Here is a 15,817-nt window from a genome sequence, read left to right as displayed (position 1 = left end):
TGGTCGTTTCATGCTGTCGCAAAAAACCCGCTATGCCATCCGTGCCCTGCAACATCTGGCCGATCATTATGGCAAAGGCCCCATTCCGCTCGCGGATATCGCCGAGACGCAGAACATCCCCGCCAAATTCCTGACGGTGATCCTGTCCGAAATGTCGCGGGAAGGGCTAGTCGCCACGCAGCGGGGACGCGACGGCGGCTATTGGCTGGCGTTGGCGCCGGTGGACATCAGCTATGGCGACATCGTGCGCCTGACGCGCGGGTCGCTGGCGCTGGTGCCGTGCGCCAGCCGCTTCGCGCATGAAACCTGCAAGAACTGCCTGCCGGAAAGCGAATGTCGCCTGCACCGCGTGATGCTGCGCGTGCGGGACGAAACCGCCAAGGTGCTCGACGGCATCAGCCTCGCCGAAAGCTTCCCCTTCCATCAGGAAGACGAAGAGAAGATCGCCTGAAACGGCCGGTTTCCCCTCGTCCCTGCCGCTGCGGCGTCTCTCCGCTGGCCCTTTGCGGGCAAGGGCGCTAGAGAGAGGGCATGTCCACGACCTATACGCTCGATACATCGACCAGCCGCGCCAACCCGACCCCGGCGCCGCTCAAGCGCCTCACCATCCCTGCGATCCAGCAGCGCAAGAAGGGCGGAACGACGGCCGAGCCGCTGGTGATGCTCACCGCCTATACCGCGCGGCAGGCGCAACTGCTCGATCCGCATTGCGACATGCTGCTGGTGGGCGATTCGCTGGGGCAGGTGATCTACGGCCTGCCCTCGACGGTGCCGGTCAGCCTCGACATGATGTGCGCCCATGGCGCGGCGGTGGTGCGGGGCAGCTATCACAGCGCGGTGATCGTCGACATGCCGTTCGGCAGCTATGAAGCCTCGCCGCAGCAGGCGTTCGAGAGCGCGGCGCGCATCCTCAAGGAAACGGGCTGCGCGGCGGTGAAGCTGGAAGGCGGCGAGGCGATGGCGGAAACCATCTCCTTCCTGTCGCGGCGCGGCATTCCGGTGATGGCCCATGTCGGCCTGACGCCGCAGGCGGTCAACGCGCTGGGCGGCTATGGCGCGCGGGGCCGCAGCCAGGAGGAGCATGACAAGATCATCGCCGATGGCCGCGCCATCGCCGACGCGGGCGCCTTCTCCGTCGTGGTCGAGGGGGTGGTGGAGCCGATCGCCGTCGCGCTGACCGAGGCGCTGCCCATCCCGGTGATCGGCATCGGCGCGTCGGCGCGTTGCGACGGCCAGGTGCTGGTCGCCGAGGACATGCTCGGCCTGTTCGAGCGGGTGCCGCGCTTCGTCAAGCGCTATGCCAACATGGCGGAGCTGATTTCCGATGCGGCGGCGCGCTATGCGGTCGAGGTGAAGGACCGCGTCTTTCCCGGCGAGGAACAGCTCTATCCCCCGAAAAAGTGACTTGCGCGGGCCGGTGCCGCCGCTAAGGTCCGCGCCGATGTGGCCCGCTCAGGCGCCGGTTTTCGCGTCCTGTTTATTGGAGATATCCCTTGGCTGAAACGCCATCCCCCAGTGAAGCCTTTTTCCGCGAGGTGGACGATGCCGTCCGGCAGGACAGGCTGGCCGTTTTCGGCAAGCGCTACGGATTGTGGCTGGCCGGCATCATAGCGGCCGGTCTGCTGGCTTTCGGCGGCTGGCTCTATTGGGAGCATCACAGCCGCCAGTCCTCCGGCGAGGTGGCGGAACAGGCGCAGGACGTGCTGGAGGCGGCCGCCACGGGCGGCGAGCCGGACGCCAAGAAGCTCGCCGAACTGGCCGGGGCGGGCCAGCCCGGCTATCGCGCCATCGCGCTGCTGACGCAGGCCGCCGCAGCGGCGAAGAAAGGCGAAGTGAAGGGCGCGGCGAAGCTTTACGGCGACATCGCCGCCAACGACAAGCTCGACCAGCCCTATCGCGACCTCGGCACCGTGCGGCAGGTGGCGCTGACCTTCGACGAGCTTCAGCCACAGCAGGTCGTTGACCGGCTGAAGCCGCTGGCGGTCGAGGGCAATCCCTGGTTCGGCAGCGCGGGCGAGATGACCGCGATCGCCTATATGAAGATGGGCAAGAAGGAACTGGCGGGACCGCTGTTCGCCGCGATCGCGCGGGACGAGCAGGCGCCCGCTTCGCTGCGGTCGCGCGCGCGGCAGATGGCGGGCCTGATGGGCGTCGATGCGGTCGATACGGAAAAGGAAGGGGCCGCGCAGGCTCCCAATGCACGGAATGAGGGTGATGATGCTGGCGAATGACAGGATGGCCGCGCGGGGCGGCATGGCGCGCGGGGCACGGGCCGCGCTGCTCACGATTGCGCTGGTGTCGCTTTCCGCCTGCGGCGTGTTCGGCGGCGGCAAGGACAAGCGGCCCAAGACGCCGGTGCTGGGCGACCGCGTTTCGATCCTGTCGAACGAGCGGGACGCCGAGGCCGATCCGACGCTGGCCGTGGTGCCGGTTTCGCTGCCCGCGCCCGTCGCCAATGCCGACTGGGCGCAGCCGGGCGGCAACGCGGCCAAGCTGATGGGCCATGTCGCGCTGGGCGAGGCGCCCCGGCAGGTCTGGTCGGCCTCCATCGCGGGCAGCACCGCGCGCGCGCGTCTGGCCGCCGCGCCTGTCGTTTCCGGCGGGAAGCTCTATGTGATCGACGCCGACGCGCGGGTGATCGCGATGGACGCGCAGACCGGATCGCGCCTGTGGCAGACGGCGATGCCCGCCGAGGGCAATGGCCGCGCGCTGTTCGGCGGCGGCGTGTCGGTCGAGGGCGGGCGCGTGTTCGTGACCACGGGCGTGGGCGATGTCGCCGCCATCGATGCGGCGACCGGCGCCATCCAGTGGAAGGTCCGCCCCGGCGGCCCGCTGCGCGGCTCCCCGACGCTGGCGAACGGCCATGTCTATGTGATGAGCCAGGACAACCAGATCTACGCGCTCGACATGGCGGACGGCTCCACCGAATGGAGCGAATCGGGCACGGTCGAGGCGACCGGCGTGTTCGGCGTCGCGGCCCCGGCCGCCGCGCAGGGCACGGTGATCGCGGGCTTCAGCTCCGGCGAGCTCAACGCCTATCGCTATGAGAACGGGCGCAATCTCTGGGGTGACGCGCTGTCGCGCACCAGCATCTCCACCTCGGTGGCGTCGCTGGCCGATATCGACGCCGATCCGGTGGTCGACCGGGGCCGGGTGTTCGCCATCGGGCAGGGCGGGCGCATGGCCTCCTACGAACTGGTGTCGGGCCAGCGGCTGTGGGAGATCAACATCGCGGGCATCTCCACCCCGGCGGTGGTCGGCGAATGGGTGTTCGTCGTGACCGACGACGCGAAGCTGCTCTGCGTCGCGCGCGCTTCCGGCAAGATCCGCTGGATCAGCCAGCTCAAGCGCTGGCGCGACCCGAAGGACCGCAAGGGCGCGGTGCGCTGGACCGGGCCGATCGTCGCGGGCGGGCGCCTGATCCTGGTGTCGACCGACAAGGACCTGCTCTATGTCGACCCCGCCGACGGTTCGGTGAAGACCAGCGTCGATACCGGCCGGTCCATGTCGCTGGGCCCGGTCGTGGCGAACAACACGCTCTATATCCTCAGCGATGACGGGCGACTGACCGCCTATCGCTGAGGCGGGCGGGAACAAGGAAGGAAAAGGGCGACATGCTGCCCATAGTTGCGATTGTCGGGCGGCCCAATGTCGGCAAATCCACGCTGTTCAACCGGCTGGTGGGCAAGAAGCTGGCGCTGGTCGACGACCAGCCCGGCGTGACCCGCGACCGGCGGGAAGGGGACGCGCATCTGCTCGGCCTCGATTTCCGCATCGTCGACACCGCCGGTTATGAGGATGAGGACCCGCAGAGCCTGCCCGGCCGCATGCGCAAGCAGACCGAGGCGGCGGTGGCCAGCGCCGATGTCGCGCTGTTCCTGTTCGACGCGCGCGCGGGCGTGAATCCGCTGGACGAGGAAATCGCCCGCTGGTTGCGCGGCAGCGACACGCCGGTGGTGCTTGCGGGCAACAAGGCGGAGGGCAGGGCGGCCGAGGATGGGCTGATGGAAGCCTATGCGCTCGGCCTTGGCGAGCCCATCGCCCTTTCCGCGGAACATGGTCAAGGGCTGGCCGACCTGTTCCAGGCGCTGCTGCCGCATATCGAGCGCGCGCAGGCGGAGCTGGAAGAGGCGGGCCTCGCCGGGGGCGAGGAAGCGATCAACCCCGACGACGAAGATGCGCTCGACGCCGCGCCATTGAAGCTCGCCATTGTCGGGCGGCCCAATGCGGGCAAATCGACGCTGATCAACCGGATCATCGGCGAGGACCGGCTGATCACCGGGCCGGAGGCGGGGATCACCCGCGACAGCATCGCCATCGATCACAGGTGGACCGACAAGGACGGGCGCGAGCGGATCGTGCGCCTGATCGACACGGCGGGCATGCGCAAGCGCGCCAAGGTGCAGGACAAGCTGGAGAAGCTGGCCGTCGCCGATGGCCTGCACGCGGTCGATTTCGCCGAGGTCGTGGTGCTGCTGCTCGACGCGACCAAGGGGCTGGAGGCGCAGGATCTGCGCATCGCCGACAAGGTGTTGCAGGAAGGGCGCGCTCTCATCATCGGCCTCAACAAATGGGACGTGTCGGAAAACGGCTCGGCGCTCTATCAGGGCGTGCGCAAGGCGCTGGACGAAGGGCTGGCGCAGGTGAAGGGCGTGCCGCTGATCACCGTTTCCGGCGCGACCGGCAAGGGGCTGGACGACCTGATCGCCGCCGCCTTCGAGGTGCGCCGCGTCTGGTCGCATCGCGTCTCGACCGGCCTGCTCAACCGTTGGTTCGAGGCGGCGCTGGAAGCCAATCCGCCGCCCGCGCCGGGGGGCAAGCGCATCAAGCTGCGCTATCTGACGCAGGCCAAGACCCGCCCGCCGGGCTTCGTGCTGTTCGGCACCCGGCTCGACCTGCTGCCCGAAAGCTATCAGCGCTATCTGGTGAACGGCATCCGCCGCGAGCTGGGCTTCGGCGCGGTGCCGGTGCGGCTGATGCTGCGCTCGCCCAAAAACCCGTTCGGTAAATGAGCGCGGCGCCCGGCGCGGACGTGCAGCCGGTCGAAGTGGACGCGCGCGGCATGCGCTGCCCCTGGCCGGTGCTGCGCGCGGCGCGGGCGATGCGCGATCATGTGGCGGTGCTGATCCGCGCCGACGACCCGATCGCCGGAGGGGAATTGCAGGCGCTGGCCGGGGAACGCGGCTGGACCTTCGCGGCGGTCGGCGAACATGCGTTTTTGTTGCGCGCGGGTGGGGGTGGGCCTCTTCCCTAGGCCGTCACCCGGCGCAGGCTGGGGTCGCAGGTGATGGTGCGCGCCGCCTCCTGAGATGCCCGCCTGCGCTGGCATGACGTTCAGTTTTTCCGCATCATCGGCTGCGGCGCGAGCAGCGTCAGGCTGCGCCACAGCCATTCGAGCGGACCATAGCGGAAGCGCCCAAGCCACGGTTTCGACCAGAGCAGCATCGCGATCCAGACCAGCGGCACCACCCCGTAGACCTGCGCGCGCGAAAGCCAGCCGAACAGGCCCAGCCCCCAACCATAGAACAGCGCCGTCATCACCACGCTGGTGGCGAGATAGTTGGAGAGCGCCATGCGCCCGACCGCCTCCACGCGGGTGAGCAGCGCGCCGGGCGTCCGGTCGGCCAGCAGTGCGAAGATCAGCGCGGCGACCCCCACGGTCAGCGGGATGCGGAACGGGAAGGACCAGGCGAACACGATGCCGAAGGTCGTCACCGGCGCGAAGCCGCCCGCCCATGCCCAGACGCCCAGCGCGATCATCGGCGGCAGGCCGATCAGGAAGCAGTGGCGGGCGGTCGCGACATAGAGGTCGCGCGGCCAGTTGCCGGTGAGGAAGCCGCCCTTCAGCATCGCCATGCCCAGCAGCATGAAGCCCAGCACCTCCAGCGCCATATAGTGCAGCCCGCTCATCGCCCAGACCGGCAGGTTCGCGGCCTTGTCCGCCACCGTGCCGCCCCAGCCGCCGCGATAGAGCGCAAGTTCGCGTGCGACCTCGGCGCTGCCCGGTTCGCCGAGCTGGTCGAGCAGACGGGCCGCGCCCGCCGTGCCCGCAACCTGATAAAGGCTCGCCATCAGCAGGGCCAGCAGCAGGAATTGCAGCGCGAAGGCGAGGAAGGAGAGCTTGACGAGCTGCATCGGCTGCTTGCCCGCAAAGGCCAGCGCGACGAGGCCAACCAGCGCATAGAGCGCCAATATGTCCCCCCACCACAGCAGCAGATAATGGGCCAGCCCGATCAGCGCCAGCCAGAAGCAGCGGATGATGTGGCGCTGCCGCCCGTCGCCGCCCGCCATTTCGGTGCGGTCCATCAGCATCAGCATGCTCGCGCCGAACAGCAGCGCGAACAGGCCGCGCATCTTGCCGTCGACCAGCACGAAGGCGAGGAACCAGGCGATCCGGTCGGCTAGGCCGCTGCCGCCCCAGGCATCGGGGTTGATATAGGCGGCGTCCGGCATCGAGAAGGCGACGATGTTCATCAGCATGATGCCCATCACGGCGAAGCCGCGCGCGATGTCGATGGCGCGGTTGCGCTCCTGCCCGCTGGCGTCGGGAAAAGGGGTGGGGGCCGGCATGATCAGTGCTTCACCTTGGATGGAAATGGGAATAGGGGCCTTAGAATGATTTCGGATCGGAGAAAATCCCGTTGCGGGCCGAAAATGCCGGAAAGGCCGCGATGAGCGAGCCGCGCAGCCATCGCATCGGCCGGGCATTCGGAACCGCAGCCGTGCATTATGACGAGCATGCCGAGGTGCAGCGCCTTGTCGCCGCGACGCTGGCGGATCTGATCGCGCGGCAACCCCGGCCACCTCTGCCGCCCGGCGAAAGGCCACGCATATTGGAGATTGGCTGCGGCACCGGCGCGCTGACCCGCGCCACCCGCGCGCTGTTCCCCGATGCCGAGATCATCGCCACCGACCTCGCGCCGGAGATGGTGGCGCTGGCCGGGCGGGGCGGGGATACCGGCGCGCGCTTTCTGGTGATGGATGGCGAAGCGCCAGCTTTCGACGGGCCGTGGTTCGATCTCGTCATATCGAGCCTCGCCTTCCAGTGGTTCACCGACCTGCCGCGCGCGCTCGACCGGCTCCATGGCCTGCTGCGTCCGGGCGGCAGCCTGATGTTCGCGACGATGGCGCGCCGCAGCTTCGCCGAATGGCGCGCCGCGCATGAGGCGCAGGGGCTGGTCGCCGGGACGCCGCTCTACCCCGCCGTGGAGGATCTGCGCGCGATGCTGTCGCGCCATGACGACGCCTTTCTGTTCGAAGAGGACTATGTGCAGGATTTCGGCGGCGCGCGCGGCCTGCTCGCGCATCTGAAGGGCATCGGCGCGACCGTGCCGGTGGAAGGGCGCGCGCCGCTCACCGCCGGGCAGCTGCGCAAGGTGATGCGCGCCTATGACGAGGGCGGGGGGCGCTGCACCTATCATGTCGCCTATTGCCGGATCACCCGTTCGCGGTGAACCGAGGGAGCGAGGGGTTGACAGCCCGTCCGGTTGGGCGGCAGCGTGCGGCCCCGCACTATCCGCTGGAAAGGTTTCGATAGCATGATTGGTCGCGTCGGTGGGGCTGGTCCCTTCATCCGGGATGCTTCGCCGGACGATGCGTGGCAGCTGGCGGCGCTGAAACGGCGCACCTTCCGCGAAACCTTCGTCGAAGGCGCGATGGCCGTCAGCTATGCGGAGGAAGATCTCGCCATTTTCGAGGAGGAGAGCTACAGCCCCGAAGCCGTCCGGGCGGAACTGGCCGACCCGGCGCGCCATCAATGGGTCGCGGAGGACGAGGCGGGGGAACTGGTCGCCTATGCCCATGTCGGCCCGTGCAAATTGCCGCATGAAGAGGCGCGGCCGGATCATGGCGAGGTCTACCAGCTCTATATCGTCGCCGAATGGCAGGGCGCGGGGCTGGGGCGGCAGCTGCTGGACCGGGCGATCGGCTGGCTGGAGGAGCGCAGGCCGGGGCCGATCTGGATCGGCGTCTTTTCCGGCAACCTGCGTGCGCAGGCGATCTATGTGTCGCGCGGCTTCGTCAAGGTCGGCGACTATGAGTTCCGCGTCGGCGCTCATCGCGACCGGGAGTTCATCATGCGCCGCGACCCGCGCTGAGCGGGGCGGGCGGGCTCAGGCCCGATCCGGCCGGACCGGGCCTGACGCGGAAAGCGGGGTTTAGACCTCGCCGTCCATCAGCGCCGGGAAAAACCCCTCATGCGCGGCGCGCAGCGTGTCGAGCGGGATCGCATAGTCGCTGTCGGCCAGCTCGAAGATCAGGCGGTTGGCGCAGGTGCGGCCGATGGGCTGGACCTGCACGCCCGCCTTGTCCGCCTCGGCGAGGAACATCGAAAGCGAGGCGTCGCTGACGGTAACGACATAGACGCCCTGATCCTCGGCGAAGAAGGCGCGGGCGTCGGCGAAGGGCTCGTCCGGCTCATGCGCCTGGATCATCGCGCCGATATTCCCGGCGAGCGCCATTTCCGCGACCGTCACCGCGATGCCGCCGTCCGACACGTCGTGGCAGGCGGTGATCGCGCCGTTTTCGATATGCGCGCGGATGAAATCGCCGGTGCGGCGCTCGGCGGCGAGGTCGACCGGCGGCGGCGGGCCGTCCTCGCGGCCATGGACCTCGCGCAGCCAGATCGACTGGCCCAGATGCCCCCTCCATTCGCCGACGGCGAGGATGATGTCGCCCGTGCCCTTGAAGGCGATGGTTGCGTTCTTCGTCCAGTCCTTCAGCAGGCCGATGCCGCCGATCGCCGGGGTCGGCAGGATCGCCGAGCCGCCGCCGGTGGCCTTGGACTCGTTATAGAGCGAGACATTGCCCGACACGATCGGGAAATCGAGCGCGCGGCAGGCGTCGCCCATGCCTTCGAGGCAGCCCACGAATTGCCCCATGATTTCCGGGCGCTGCGGGTTGGCGAAGTTGAGGCAGTTGGTGATGGCGAGCGGTGTCGCGCCGACCGAAGTGATGTTGCGCCAGCATTCGGCGACCGCCTGCTTGCCGCCCTCGACCGGGTCGGCGAAGCAATAGCGGGGCGTGCAGTCGGTGCTGATGGCCAGCGCCTTCTGCGTGCCGTGGACGCGGACGATCGCCGCATCGCCACCCGGCGCCTGCACCGTGTCGGCGCCGACCTTGTGGTCGTACTGTTCCCAGATCCAGCGGCGCGACGCGATGTCCGGGCTGCCCATCAGCTTCACGAGGTCGGCGCCGAGGTCCGCGCATTCGGGCACGTTCGCCAGCGGCGCGGGTTTTGGCGTCGGCACATGGGGCCGGTCGTAGAGCGGCGCATCGTCGGCCAGCGGGGCGAGGGGGATATCGCACACCGTCTCGCCATGATGGACGAGCACCATGCGGCCGGTATCGGTCACTTCGCCGATCACCGCGAAATCCAGCTCCCACTTGCGGAAGATCGCCTCGGCAAAGGCTTCCTTGCCGGGCTTCAGCACCATCAGCATGCGCTCCTGGCTTTCGGAGAGCATCATCTCATAGGCGGTCATGCCGGTTTCGCGCTGCGGCACCTTGTCCATGTCGAGCCGGATGCCGACGCCGCCCTTCGACGCCATCTCGACGCTGGAGGAGGTGAGGCCCGCCGCGCCCATATCCTGGATGGCGACAATGGCGTCCGACGCCATCAGCTCAAGGCACGCCTCGATCAGCAGCTTTTCGGTGAACGGGTCCCCGACCTGCACGGTCGGGCGCTTTTCCTCGCTGTCCTCACCGAAATCGGCGCTCGCCATGGTCGCGCCATGGATGCCGTCGCGGCCGGTCTTGGAACCGACATAGACGATCGGGTTGCCGATGCCGCTGGCGGCGCTGTAGAAAATCTTGTCCGTGTCGGCGACGCCCACGGTCATCGCGTTGACGAGGATATTGCCGTCATAGGCGGGGTGGAAATTCACCTCGCCGCCCACGGTCGGCACGCCGACGCAATTGCCATAGCCGCCGATGCCGCGCACCACGCCGCTGATCAGATGCTTCATCTTCGGGTGGTCCGGCCGGCCGAAGCGCAGCGCGTTCATGTTCGCCACCGGGCGCGCGCCCATGGTGAAGACGTCGCGCAAGATGCCGCCCACGCCGGTCGCCGCGCCCTGATAGGGCTCGATATAGCTGGGATGGTTGTGGCTCTCCATCTTGAAGATCGCCGCCTGCGGCTTTCCGTCGGGGCCGGGGCCGATATCGACGACGCCCGCATTCTCGCCCGGCCCGCAAATGACCTGCGGTCCCTCGGTCGGCAGCTTCTTCAGGTGGATGCGGCTGGATTTATAGGAGCAATGCTCCGACCACATGACGGAGAAGATGCCCAGTTCCGTCAGATTCGGCTCGCGGCCCAGCGCATTCAATGCGCGCTCATATTCCTCAGGGGAAAGGCCGTGTTCGGCGACGATTTCCGGGGTGATGGCGGGGGTGATGGCTGTGTCGGTCATGCGACCGCCCATAGGAAATTTGCGCGCGGGTTGAAACAGCTTTTCATGCGCCGGTTCCAATTAATGGAACGCGGACATGAAATGGGCCGGATGATCGCTCATCCGGCCCGGCAGGAGATAAAAGGGTTGAAAGGGGATAGGAGGTCAGGCCTTGCAGCTCTGCGAGCCCTTGCCGGGCATTTCGACCGTCACTTCGGCTTCCGGGCCGGTCAGCGACCAGCCGCCGTCGGCCTTGAAGGTGGTGCCGGTTTCGTCCGCGGTCAGCTTGGTGGCGACGCCTTCCTTCTCGGTGCGCAGCATCACGGTCTTGTCGTCGGACATATAGTCGACATAGACCAGTGAACTGTCCTTGCAGCGATAGGTCTTGCTCTTCTTCACCATCGGCGGGAGTTCCACCGGCGCGGCGTTGTTGAGCTGGTCCGCCATCGGGTCGGCAGGGCCGCCGCCGACGACTTCGGGTTCATTGTTGCCGCAAGCCGCAAGGGCGAGCAGCGTGGGGAGGGCGATCAACGATAGGTAAGGTTTCATAGCGGTCCCCCTTATGTGCAGTCGCAGCATCGGCCGTCAATGCTTAAACTGCCCCTTGCCAACGAATTTTTACAATATTCGGACGGGCCGGCGCCGGGGTGGGCGAGAGCGGTTTTTTGCGCCCCGCCGGGCCGGGGCACTTGACCCACGGGCGGTCGGAGGCCAAAGCTGCATCCATGATCGAGCAACAAAATCCTTCCACGGCCCCGGCGCTGGACAGCCTTTCTTTCGAGGATGCGCTGCGCGAGCTGGAGATGATCGTGCAGAAGCTGGAACGCGGGGACGTGCCGCTCGATGATTCCATCGCCCTTTATACGCGCGGCGAGCAGTTGCGCGCCCAGTGCCAGAAAAGGCTGGCCGATGCCGAGGCGCGGATCGAGAAGCTGACCGTCGATGCGTCGGGCGCGCCGTCCGGCGTGCAGCCTTTCAGGGCCGATTGAACCCGCGATGACCGTGCGGGACGCCGCCATGACCGGCAACGCGATGCTTCGCGACGCGATGCAGGCGATCGCCGAGGATATCGACGCGGCGTTCGACATATTGCTCACCGTGCCCGACGACCCGCGCAGGCGCCTGTTCGAGGCGATGCGCCATGCGGCGATGGGCGGCGGCAAGCGGCTGCGCCCGCTGCTGGTCCGGGCGACCGGCAAGCTCTTCTCGCTCGACCGGGAACAGATGATCCGCGTCGGGCTGGCGGTCGAATGCATCCATGTCTATTCGCTGGTGCATGACGACCTGCCCGCGATGGACGACGACGACCTGCGCCACGGCAAGCCCACCGTGCACCTCGCCTTCGACGAGGCGACGGCGATCCTGGCGGGCGACGGGCTGCACGATCTGGCGTTCGAGATACTGGCGGACGAGCGCACCCACCCGGACCCGTTCGTGCGCTGCGAACTGCTGCGCCTGATGGCGCGGGCGAGCGGGCCGCACGGCATGGCGGGCGGGCAGATGATGGACATCGCCGCCGAAACCGCCGCCTTCGATCTTTCCACCGTCACCCGGCTGCAACAGCTCAAGACCGGCGCGATCATCGGCTTCTGCGTGGAGGCCGCCGCCGTCATGGGGCGCCTGCCGCCGGAGGGGCGCACGGGCCTGCACGGCTATGCGCGCGACATCGGCCTTGCCTTCCAGATCGCCGACGACCTGCTCGACGTGGAAGGCGATGCCGGGCTCGCGGGCAAGGCGCTGGGCAAGGATGCGGCGGCGGGCAAGCAGACCTTCGTGTCGCTGCTCGGCGTCGAACAGGCGCGGCGGCAGGCGCGCATGCTGGTCGATCAGGCGAAGGCGCATCTGCGCGGCTATGACGCGCGGGCCGACCTGCTGCGCGCGATCGCCGATTATGTCATCGAAAGGGATCGCTGAAATCATGAGCGGACCACGCATAGGCGTTTACCCCGGCACCTTCGACCCGATCACGCTGGGCCATATGGATATCATCCGGCGCGGCGCGAAGCTGGTCGATCGCCTCATCATCGGGGTGACGACCAACCCCAGCAAATCGCCGATGTTCTCGCTGGAGGAGCGGCTTGCCAGCGTGCGGCGCGAATGCGAGGATCTGGGCGATGCGATCGGCGTGGTCGCATTCGATTCCCTGCTGATGGATTTCGCCGCCGCGCAGGGGGCCAGCGTCATCGTCCGGGGCCTGCGGGCCGTCGCGGACTTCGAATATGAATATCAGATGGCGGGGATGAACCAGCAGATCAACGACAAGGTGGAGACGGTTTTCCTGATGGCCGACGTGTCGCTGCAACCGATCGCGTCGCGGCTGGTCAAGGAAATCGCGCTCTATGGCGGGCCGATCCACCGCTTCGTCAGCCCCCGCGTGCGCGAGGAAGTGGAGCATCGCGTGAACAGCATCGGCCGCAAGGGAACGCGCACCGGAACGGGGGCATAAGCGATGATGCTCATTTTCGGTTCAGCCGCGGGCTTTTATCGCGCATAAGCGCGCAAGATTCGTTTCGGAGAACGCCAGACCATGAAGCTCAGCCTGTTATTCCGTTCCCTGATGGCCTTGCTGCTGTTGGCGGCGGCATCGGTCGTGAATGTCGCCCATGCGCAGGGGCAGGGGCAGGCCGACGAGATGGCGAAGGCGGAACGCTCCGCCCGCGCCCGCGAGCAGGCGAAGGAGCTGGAAAAGGCCGGGCCGACCAAGACCCCGCCCGCGATGGTTCCGCGCGATCCCGCCAATGTCTGGGTGCTGCAACTGAGCAACGGCGGCACGGTGAAGATCCAGCTGCGCCCGGATGTCGCGCCCAACCATGTCGCGCGCATCAAGGAGCTGACGGCGCGAGGTTTCTATAACGGCCTCCTCTTCCACCGCGTGATCGACGGCTTCATGGCGCAGGGCGGCGACCCGCAGGGCGACGGCACCGGCGGATCCGACCTGCCGGACCTGAAGGCCGAGTTCAACGACCTGCCGCATGTGCGCGGCGCGGTTTCCATGGCCCGCGCCGCCAGCGAGGACAGCGCCAACAGCCAGTTCTTCATCATGCTGATGCCGCGCCTGCAGCTCGACCGCAAATATACGGTGTTCGGCCGGGTGATCGAGGGCATGAACTATGTCGACCTGATCGACAAGGGCGAGCCGCCGGCCAACCCCACCCGCATCGTGAGCGCGACGATGGAGGCGGTCGGGGGCGGCTGAGTGCGCCCGCGCGGTTGACCGGCCTTTCCTGGCTATGGACGTAGATCTTTTCGATTTCGATCTTCCGCCGGAGCGGATCGCGCTGCGCCCTGCCGTGCCGCGCGATGCCGCGCGCCTGCTGGTGCTGGAAGGCGCGGGGCCGAAAGAGGGGCAGGGGGTGATGCGCGACCTCCATGTCGCCGACCTGCCCGGCGTGCTGCGGCCGGGCGATTGCCTCGTCTTCAACGACACGCGCGTGATCCCGGCGCAGCTCGAAGGGCGGCGGGGCGAGGCGCGGGTCGGCGCGACGCTGCACAAGCGGATCGACCTGCGGCGCTGGCAGGCGTTCGTCCGCAACGCCAAGCGGGTGCGGCCCGGCGACCGCATCGATTTCGGCGCGGGCGTGATCGCGCTGGCCGAGGCGCGCGACGAGGAAGGCGGCTACACCCTGTTCTTCGAAGGCGAGGAGCCGGTCGAACTGCTGCTCGACCGGGCGGGCACCATGCCGCTGCCCCCCTATATCGCGGGCAAGCGCGCGGTCGATGCGCGCGACCGCGAGGATTATCAGACGATGTTCGCGCAGAAGGACGGCGCCGTCGCCGCGCCGACCGCCGCGCTGCATTTCACGCCGGACCTGATCGCCCGGCTGGAGGCGGCGGGCGTGGCGGTGGAGAAGGTGACGCTGCATGTCGGCGCCGGGACCTTCCTGCCGGTCAAGGCCAGCGACACGAAGGACCATCGCATGCATGCCGAATGGGGCAGCATCGACGCGGCGGTCGCGGACCGGCTGAACGCGGTGCGCGAATCCGGCGGCCGGGTGATCGCGGTCGGCACCACCTCGCTGCGGGTGCTGGAAAGCGCGGCCGATGCGGAGAGCGCGCGGGTGCGCGGCTGGACCGGCGAGACGCGCATCTTCATCACGCCCGGCTATGCGTTCCGCGTGGTCGACGGGCTGATGACCAATTTCCACCTGCCGCGCTCCACCCTGTTCATGCTGGTCAGCGCGATGATGGGGCTGGAGCGGATGCAGGCGGCCTATGCCCATGCGATCGCGCAGGGCTATCGCTTCTACAGCTATGGCGACGCGAGCTTGCTGCTGCCGGGCGGCTGAACCTCGCGCCTCCGGCCTTCCTGTATGGCGGATTGCCGGAATGTTTCATTATGTTGAAGCGGATATAATTCCCTGTTTTCAGCCTGTTGCATGCCCCGTCCCGCAGGTGACAGAAAGGCGGCCTTCCTCTATGGATATTGGCTCGCTTTAAAGAGAAAACCAACTTGGGGGAAAGCGGTTGGGGGCGGAACCGGGGCGGACGGCCCGATATGATCCGGCGCAACCTGTTGCCGACACGGCCTCGCAGGCGCATCGGGAATTCGAGGCGCTGGCGCGCAAGGCGGGCATGGAGCCGTCCGATCTGTGGGTGGGCGGCTATGCCGATTATGAATGGCGGCATTTGCGGCTGCTGCTCCAGGCCTATGATCTCCACCCCGGCGGGCGGGACATATTGGAGTTCGGGTGCAATGTCGGCGCGTCCTCGGTGGTGCTCGCGGCGCTCGGCGGGCGGGTGACGGCGGTGGATATCAGCGCGGACGCCGCCGCCATCGCCCGCGCCAACCTGCGCAGGCACGGGCTGGATGCCGCCGCCACCGTGCTGCACGTCGCCGATACGCGCGGCCTGCCTTTCCCGTCCGCGTCCTTCGACATGGTGCTGGCCAACAGCGTGCTGGAATATGTCGAGCCGGAACAGCTCGATGCCGTGCTGGCGGAGCTGCACCGTCTTTTGCGCCCCGGCGGCAGAATGCTGATCTGCGGCACGGCGAGCCGCACCGCGATACGGGAGGTTCATTCGCGGCGCTGGCTGGTCAACTATCTGCCGCGCGGGGTGGACAGGCTGCTGGGCCGGTCGCTCCAGCGCGGCATCTGCCCTTTCCAGCTGGCACACGGCCTGTCCGGCCGGTTCGAGGCCATCGGGCGCGACCGCTGGCTGGAGGCGCGGGCAGCCGTGCATGGGCGGCCCTCCTTCGCAATGCGTGCGGTAAGCCGGGTGGCGGCGCTGCTCGGCATCAGCCCCGGCTGGTTCGCGCCCAATATCGAATTGCTGCTGGAAAAACGGGTGGAAGCCGGCCCGGATTCGGGGAGGCGATCGGGCTGAAGCCCCTATTGCGGTGACGCCCGTGCCGTGCGGATATCCTCCGGCTTTCGTTCGAAAAACAATCTTAAGGAAATTTAAAGGCAATTGCGCCAGTTTCGCAGCCG

17 protein-coding genes are annotated in these 15,817 nt (G+C 67.8%); 14 read left to right on the top strand and 3 right to left on the bottom strand.

Annotated features, from left to right (window positions below; genetic code table 11):
- The first annotated feature begins 10 nt into the window (after positions 1-10).
- The 6 genes from GGR43_RS11855 to GGR43_RS11830 all read left to right on the top strand — a co-directional run bounded on the left by GGR43_RS11855 (position 11) and on the right by GGR43_RS11830 (position 5,254).
- Complete coding sequence (locus GGR43_RS11855; RefSeq protein WP_188072162.1) at positions 11-451, top strand: RrF2 family transcriptional regulator; 441 nt, start codon at positions 11-13, stop codon at positions 449-451.
- Positions 452-531: 80 nt separating this feature from the next.
- Positions 532-1,404 carry a 3-methyl-2-oxobutanoate hydroxymethyltransferase gene (gene panB / locus GGR43_RS11850; protein ID WP_188072161.1) on the top strand — a complete coding sequence of 291 codons (873 nt, stop codon included), beginning with the start codon at positions 532-534 and terminating at the stop codon, positions 1,402-1,404.
- An 89-nt stretch (positions 1,405-1,493) separates the two neighbouring features.
- Entirely contained in the window at positions 1,494-2,231 is a 738-nt protein-coding gene (locus GGR43_RS11845) for a tetratricopeptide repeat protein (protein WP_188072160.1), read from the top strand.
- Between the two features lie 22 nt (positions 2,232-2,253).
- The gene (locus GGR43_RS11840; protein ID WP_425502208.1) at positions 2,254-3,582 is read left to right on the top strand and encodes an outer membrane protein assembly factor BamB family protein; all 1,329 of its coding nucleotides are present in this window, start codon (positions 2,254-2,256) and stop codon (positions 3,580-3,582) included.
- Between the two features lie 32 nt (positions 3,583-3,614).
- A complete protein-coding gene (gene der, locus GGR43_RS11835; protein WP_188072159.1) occupies positions 3,615-5,012 on the top strand; it encodes a ribosome biogenesis GTPase Der in 1,398 nt (465 codons plus the stop codon).
- On the top strand, positions 5,009-5,254 hold the full coding sequence (locus GGR43_RS11830; protein ID WP_188072158.1) for a sulfurtransferase TusA family protein: 246 nt from the start codon (positions 5,009-5,011) through the stop codon (positions 5,252-5,254). Before der ends, GGR43_RS11830 begins: the two co-directional genes overlap by 4 nt.
- A gap of 80 nt (positions 5,255-5,334) precedes the next feature.
- Here GGR43_RS11830 and GGR43_RS11825 read toward each other — a convergent pair whose 3' ends face one another.
- On the bottom strand, positions 5,335-6,570 hold the full coding sequence (locus GGR43_RS11825) for a DUF418 domain-containing protein (RefSeq protein ID WP_188072157.1): 1,236 nt from the start codon (positions 6,568-6,570) through the stop codon (positions 5,335-5,337).
- 101 nt (positions 6,571-6,671) lie between these two features.
- Between GGR43_RS11825 and GGR43_RS11820 the strand changes: the two genes are divergently transcribed.
- Both GGR43_RS11820 and GGR43_RS11815 read left to right on the top strand, forming a co-directional pair.
- Positions 6,672-7,454: a methyltransferase domain-containing protein gene (locus GGR43_RS11820; RefSeq protein WP_188072156.1), complete on the top strand. Its 783-nt coding sequence runs from the start codon at positions 6,672-6,674 to the stop codon at positions 7,452-7,454.
- An 84-nt stretch (positions 7,455-7,538) separates the two neighbouring features.
- A complete protein-coding gene (locus tag GGR43_RS11815) occupies positions 7,539-8,096 on the top strand; it encodes a GNAT family N-acetyltransferase (RefSeq protein WP_188072155.1) in 558 nt (185 codons plus the stop codon).
- A gap of 60 nt (positions 8,097-8,156) precedes the next feature.
- On the opposite strand, the gene purL is transcribed toward GGR43_RS11815, so the two are convergent.
- Complete coding sequence (purL, locus tag GGR43_RS11810) at positions 8,157-10,409, bottom strand: phosphoribosylformylglycinamidine synthase subunit PurL (protein ID WP_188072154.1); 2,253 nt, start codon at positions 10,407-10,409, stop codon at positions 8,157-8,159.
- Positions 10,410-10,553: 144 nt separating this feature from the next.
- Positions 10,554-10,937, bottom strand: coding sequence for a hypothetical protein (locus GGR43_RS11805; RefSeq protein ID WP_188072153.1), 384 nt, complete (start codon positions 10,935-10,937; stop codon positions 10,554-10,556).
- A gap of 176 nt (positions 10,938-11,113) precedes the next feature.
- Between GGR43_RS11805 and GGR43_RS11800 the strand changes: the two genes are divergently transcribed.
- From GGR43_RS11800 to GGR43_RS11775, 6 genes are all read left to right on the top strand, one after another.
- Positions 11,114-11,377: an exodeoxyribonuclease VII small subunit gene (locus GGR43_RS11800; protein ID WP_188072152.1), complete on the top strand. Its 264-nt coding sequence runs from the start codon at positions 11,114-11,116 to the stop codon at positions 11,375-11,377.
- Positions 11,378-11,405: 28 nt separating this feature from the next.
- Entirely contained in the window at positions 11,406-12,302 is an 897-nt protein-coding gene (locus GGR43_RS11795) for a polyprenyl synthetase family protein (RefSeq protein WP_188072202.1), read from the top strand.
- 4 nt (positions 12,303-12,306) lie between these two features.
- Positions 12,307-12,834: a pantetheine-phosphate adenylyltransferase gene (gene coaD / locus GGR43_RS11790; protein WP_188072151.1), complete on the top strand. Its 528-nt coding sequence runs from the start codon at positions 12,307-12,309 to the stop codon at positions 12,832-12,834.
- An 81-nt stretch (positions 12,835-12,915) separates the two neighbouring features.
- Positions 12,916-13,584: a peptidylprolyl isomerase gene (locus tag GGR43_RS11785; RefSeq protein ID WP_188072150.1), complete on the top strand. Its 669-nt coding sequence runs from the start codon at positions 12,916-12,918 to the stop codon at positions 13,582-13,584.
- Between the two features lie 34 nt (positions 13,585-13,618).
- Positions 13,619-14,674, top strand: a complete 1,056-nt coding sequence (gene queA, locus GGR43_RS11780; RefSeq protein ID WP_188072149.1) for a tRNA preQ1(34) S-adenosylmethionine ribosyltransferase-isomerase QueA — start codon at positions 13,619-13,621, stop codon at positions 14,672-14,674.
- Positions 14,675-14,852: 178 nt separating this feature from the next.
- Positions 14,853-15,713, top strand: a complete 861-nt coding sequence (locus tag GGR43_RS11775) for a class I SAM-dependent methyltransferase (RefSeq protein ID WP_188072148.1) — start codon at positions 14,853-14,855, stop codon at positions 15,711-15,713.
- The last annotated feature ends 104 nt before the right edge of the window (positions 15,714-15,817 follow it).

It is taken from the genome of Sphingobium jiangsuense (assembly GCF_014196495.1).
Lineage (GTDB): Bacteria > Pseudomonadota > Alphaproteobacteria > Sphingomonadales > Sphingomonadaceae > Sphingobium > Sphingobium jiangsuense.
The sequence above is the reverse complement of the archived record's forward strand: the minus strand, read 5'-3'. Positions and strand labels throughout refer to the sequence as shown.

What these genes read in the sequence shown, in the direction of transcription:
- GGR43_RS11820 (WP_188072156.1), top strand. Translation starts at nt 6,672, where the DNA reads ATGAGCGAGCCGCGCAGCCATCGCATCGGCCGGGCATTCGGAACCGCA.
- purL (WP_188072154.1), bottom strand. Translation starts at nt 10,409, where the DNA reads ATGACCGACACAGCCATCACCCCCGCCATCACCCCGGAAATCGTCGCC.
- panB (WP_188072161.1), top strand. Translation starts at nt 532, where the DNA reads ATGTCCACGACCTATACGCTCGATACATCGACCAGCCGCGCCAACCCG.
- GGR43_RS11830 (WP_188072158.1), top strand. Translation starts at nt 5,009, where the DNA reads ATGAGCGCGGCGCCCGGCGCGGACGTGCAGCCGGTCGAAGTGGACGCG.
- GGR43_RS11815 (WP_188072155.1), top strand. Translation starts at nt 7,539, where the DNA reads ATGATTGGTCGCGTCGGTGGGGCTGGTCCCTTCATCCGGGATGCTTCG.
- GGR43_RS11785 (WP_188072150.1), top strand. Translation starts at nt 12,916, where the DNA reads ATGAAGCTCAGCCTGTTATTCCGTTCCCTGATGGCCTTGCTGCTGTTG.
- GGR43_RS11840 (WP_425502208.1), top strand. Translation starts at nt 2,254, where the DNA reads ATGGCGCGCGGGGCACGGGCCGCGCTGCTCACGATTGCGCTGGTGTCG.
- queA (WP_188072149.1), top strand. Translation starts at nt 13,619, where the DNA reads ATGGACGTAGATCTTTTCGATTTCGATCTTCCGCCGGAGCGGATCGCG.
- GGR43_RS11800 (WP_188072152.1), top strand. Translation starts at nt 11,114, where the DNA reads ATGATCGAGCAACAAAATCCTTCCACGGCCCCGGCGCTGGACAGCCTT.
- GGR43_RS11805 (WP_188072153.1), bottom strand. Translation starts at nt 10,937, where the DNA reads ATGAAACCTTACCTATCGTTGATCGCCCTCCCCACGCTGCTCGCCCTT.
- der (WP_188072159.1), top strand. Translation starts at nt 3,615, where the DNA reads ATGCTGCCCATAGTTGCGATTGTCGGGCGGCCCAATGTCGGCAAATCC.
- coaD (WP_188072151.1), top strand. Translation starts at nt 12,307, where the DNA reads ATGAGCGGACCACGCATAGGCGTTTACCCCGGCACCTTCGACCCGATC.
- GGR43_RS11855 (WP_188072162.1), top strand. Translation starts at nt 11, where the DNA reads ATGCTGTCGCAAAAAACCCGCTATGCCATCCGTGCCCTGCAACATCTG.
- GGR43_RS11795 (WP_188072202.1), top strand. Translation starts at nt 11,406, where the DNA reads ATGACCGGCAACGCGATGCTTCGCGACGCGATGCAGGCGATCGCCGAG.
- GGR43_RS11825 (WP_188072157.1), bottom strand. Translation starts at nt 6,570, where the DNA reads ATGCCGGCCCCCACCCCTTTTCCCGACGCCAGCGGGCAGGAGCGCAAC.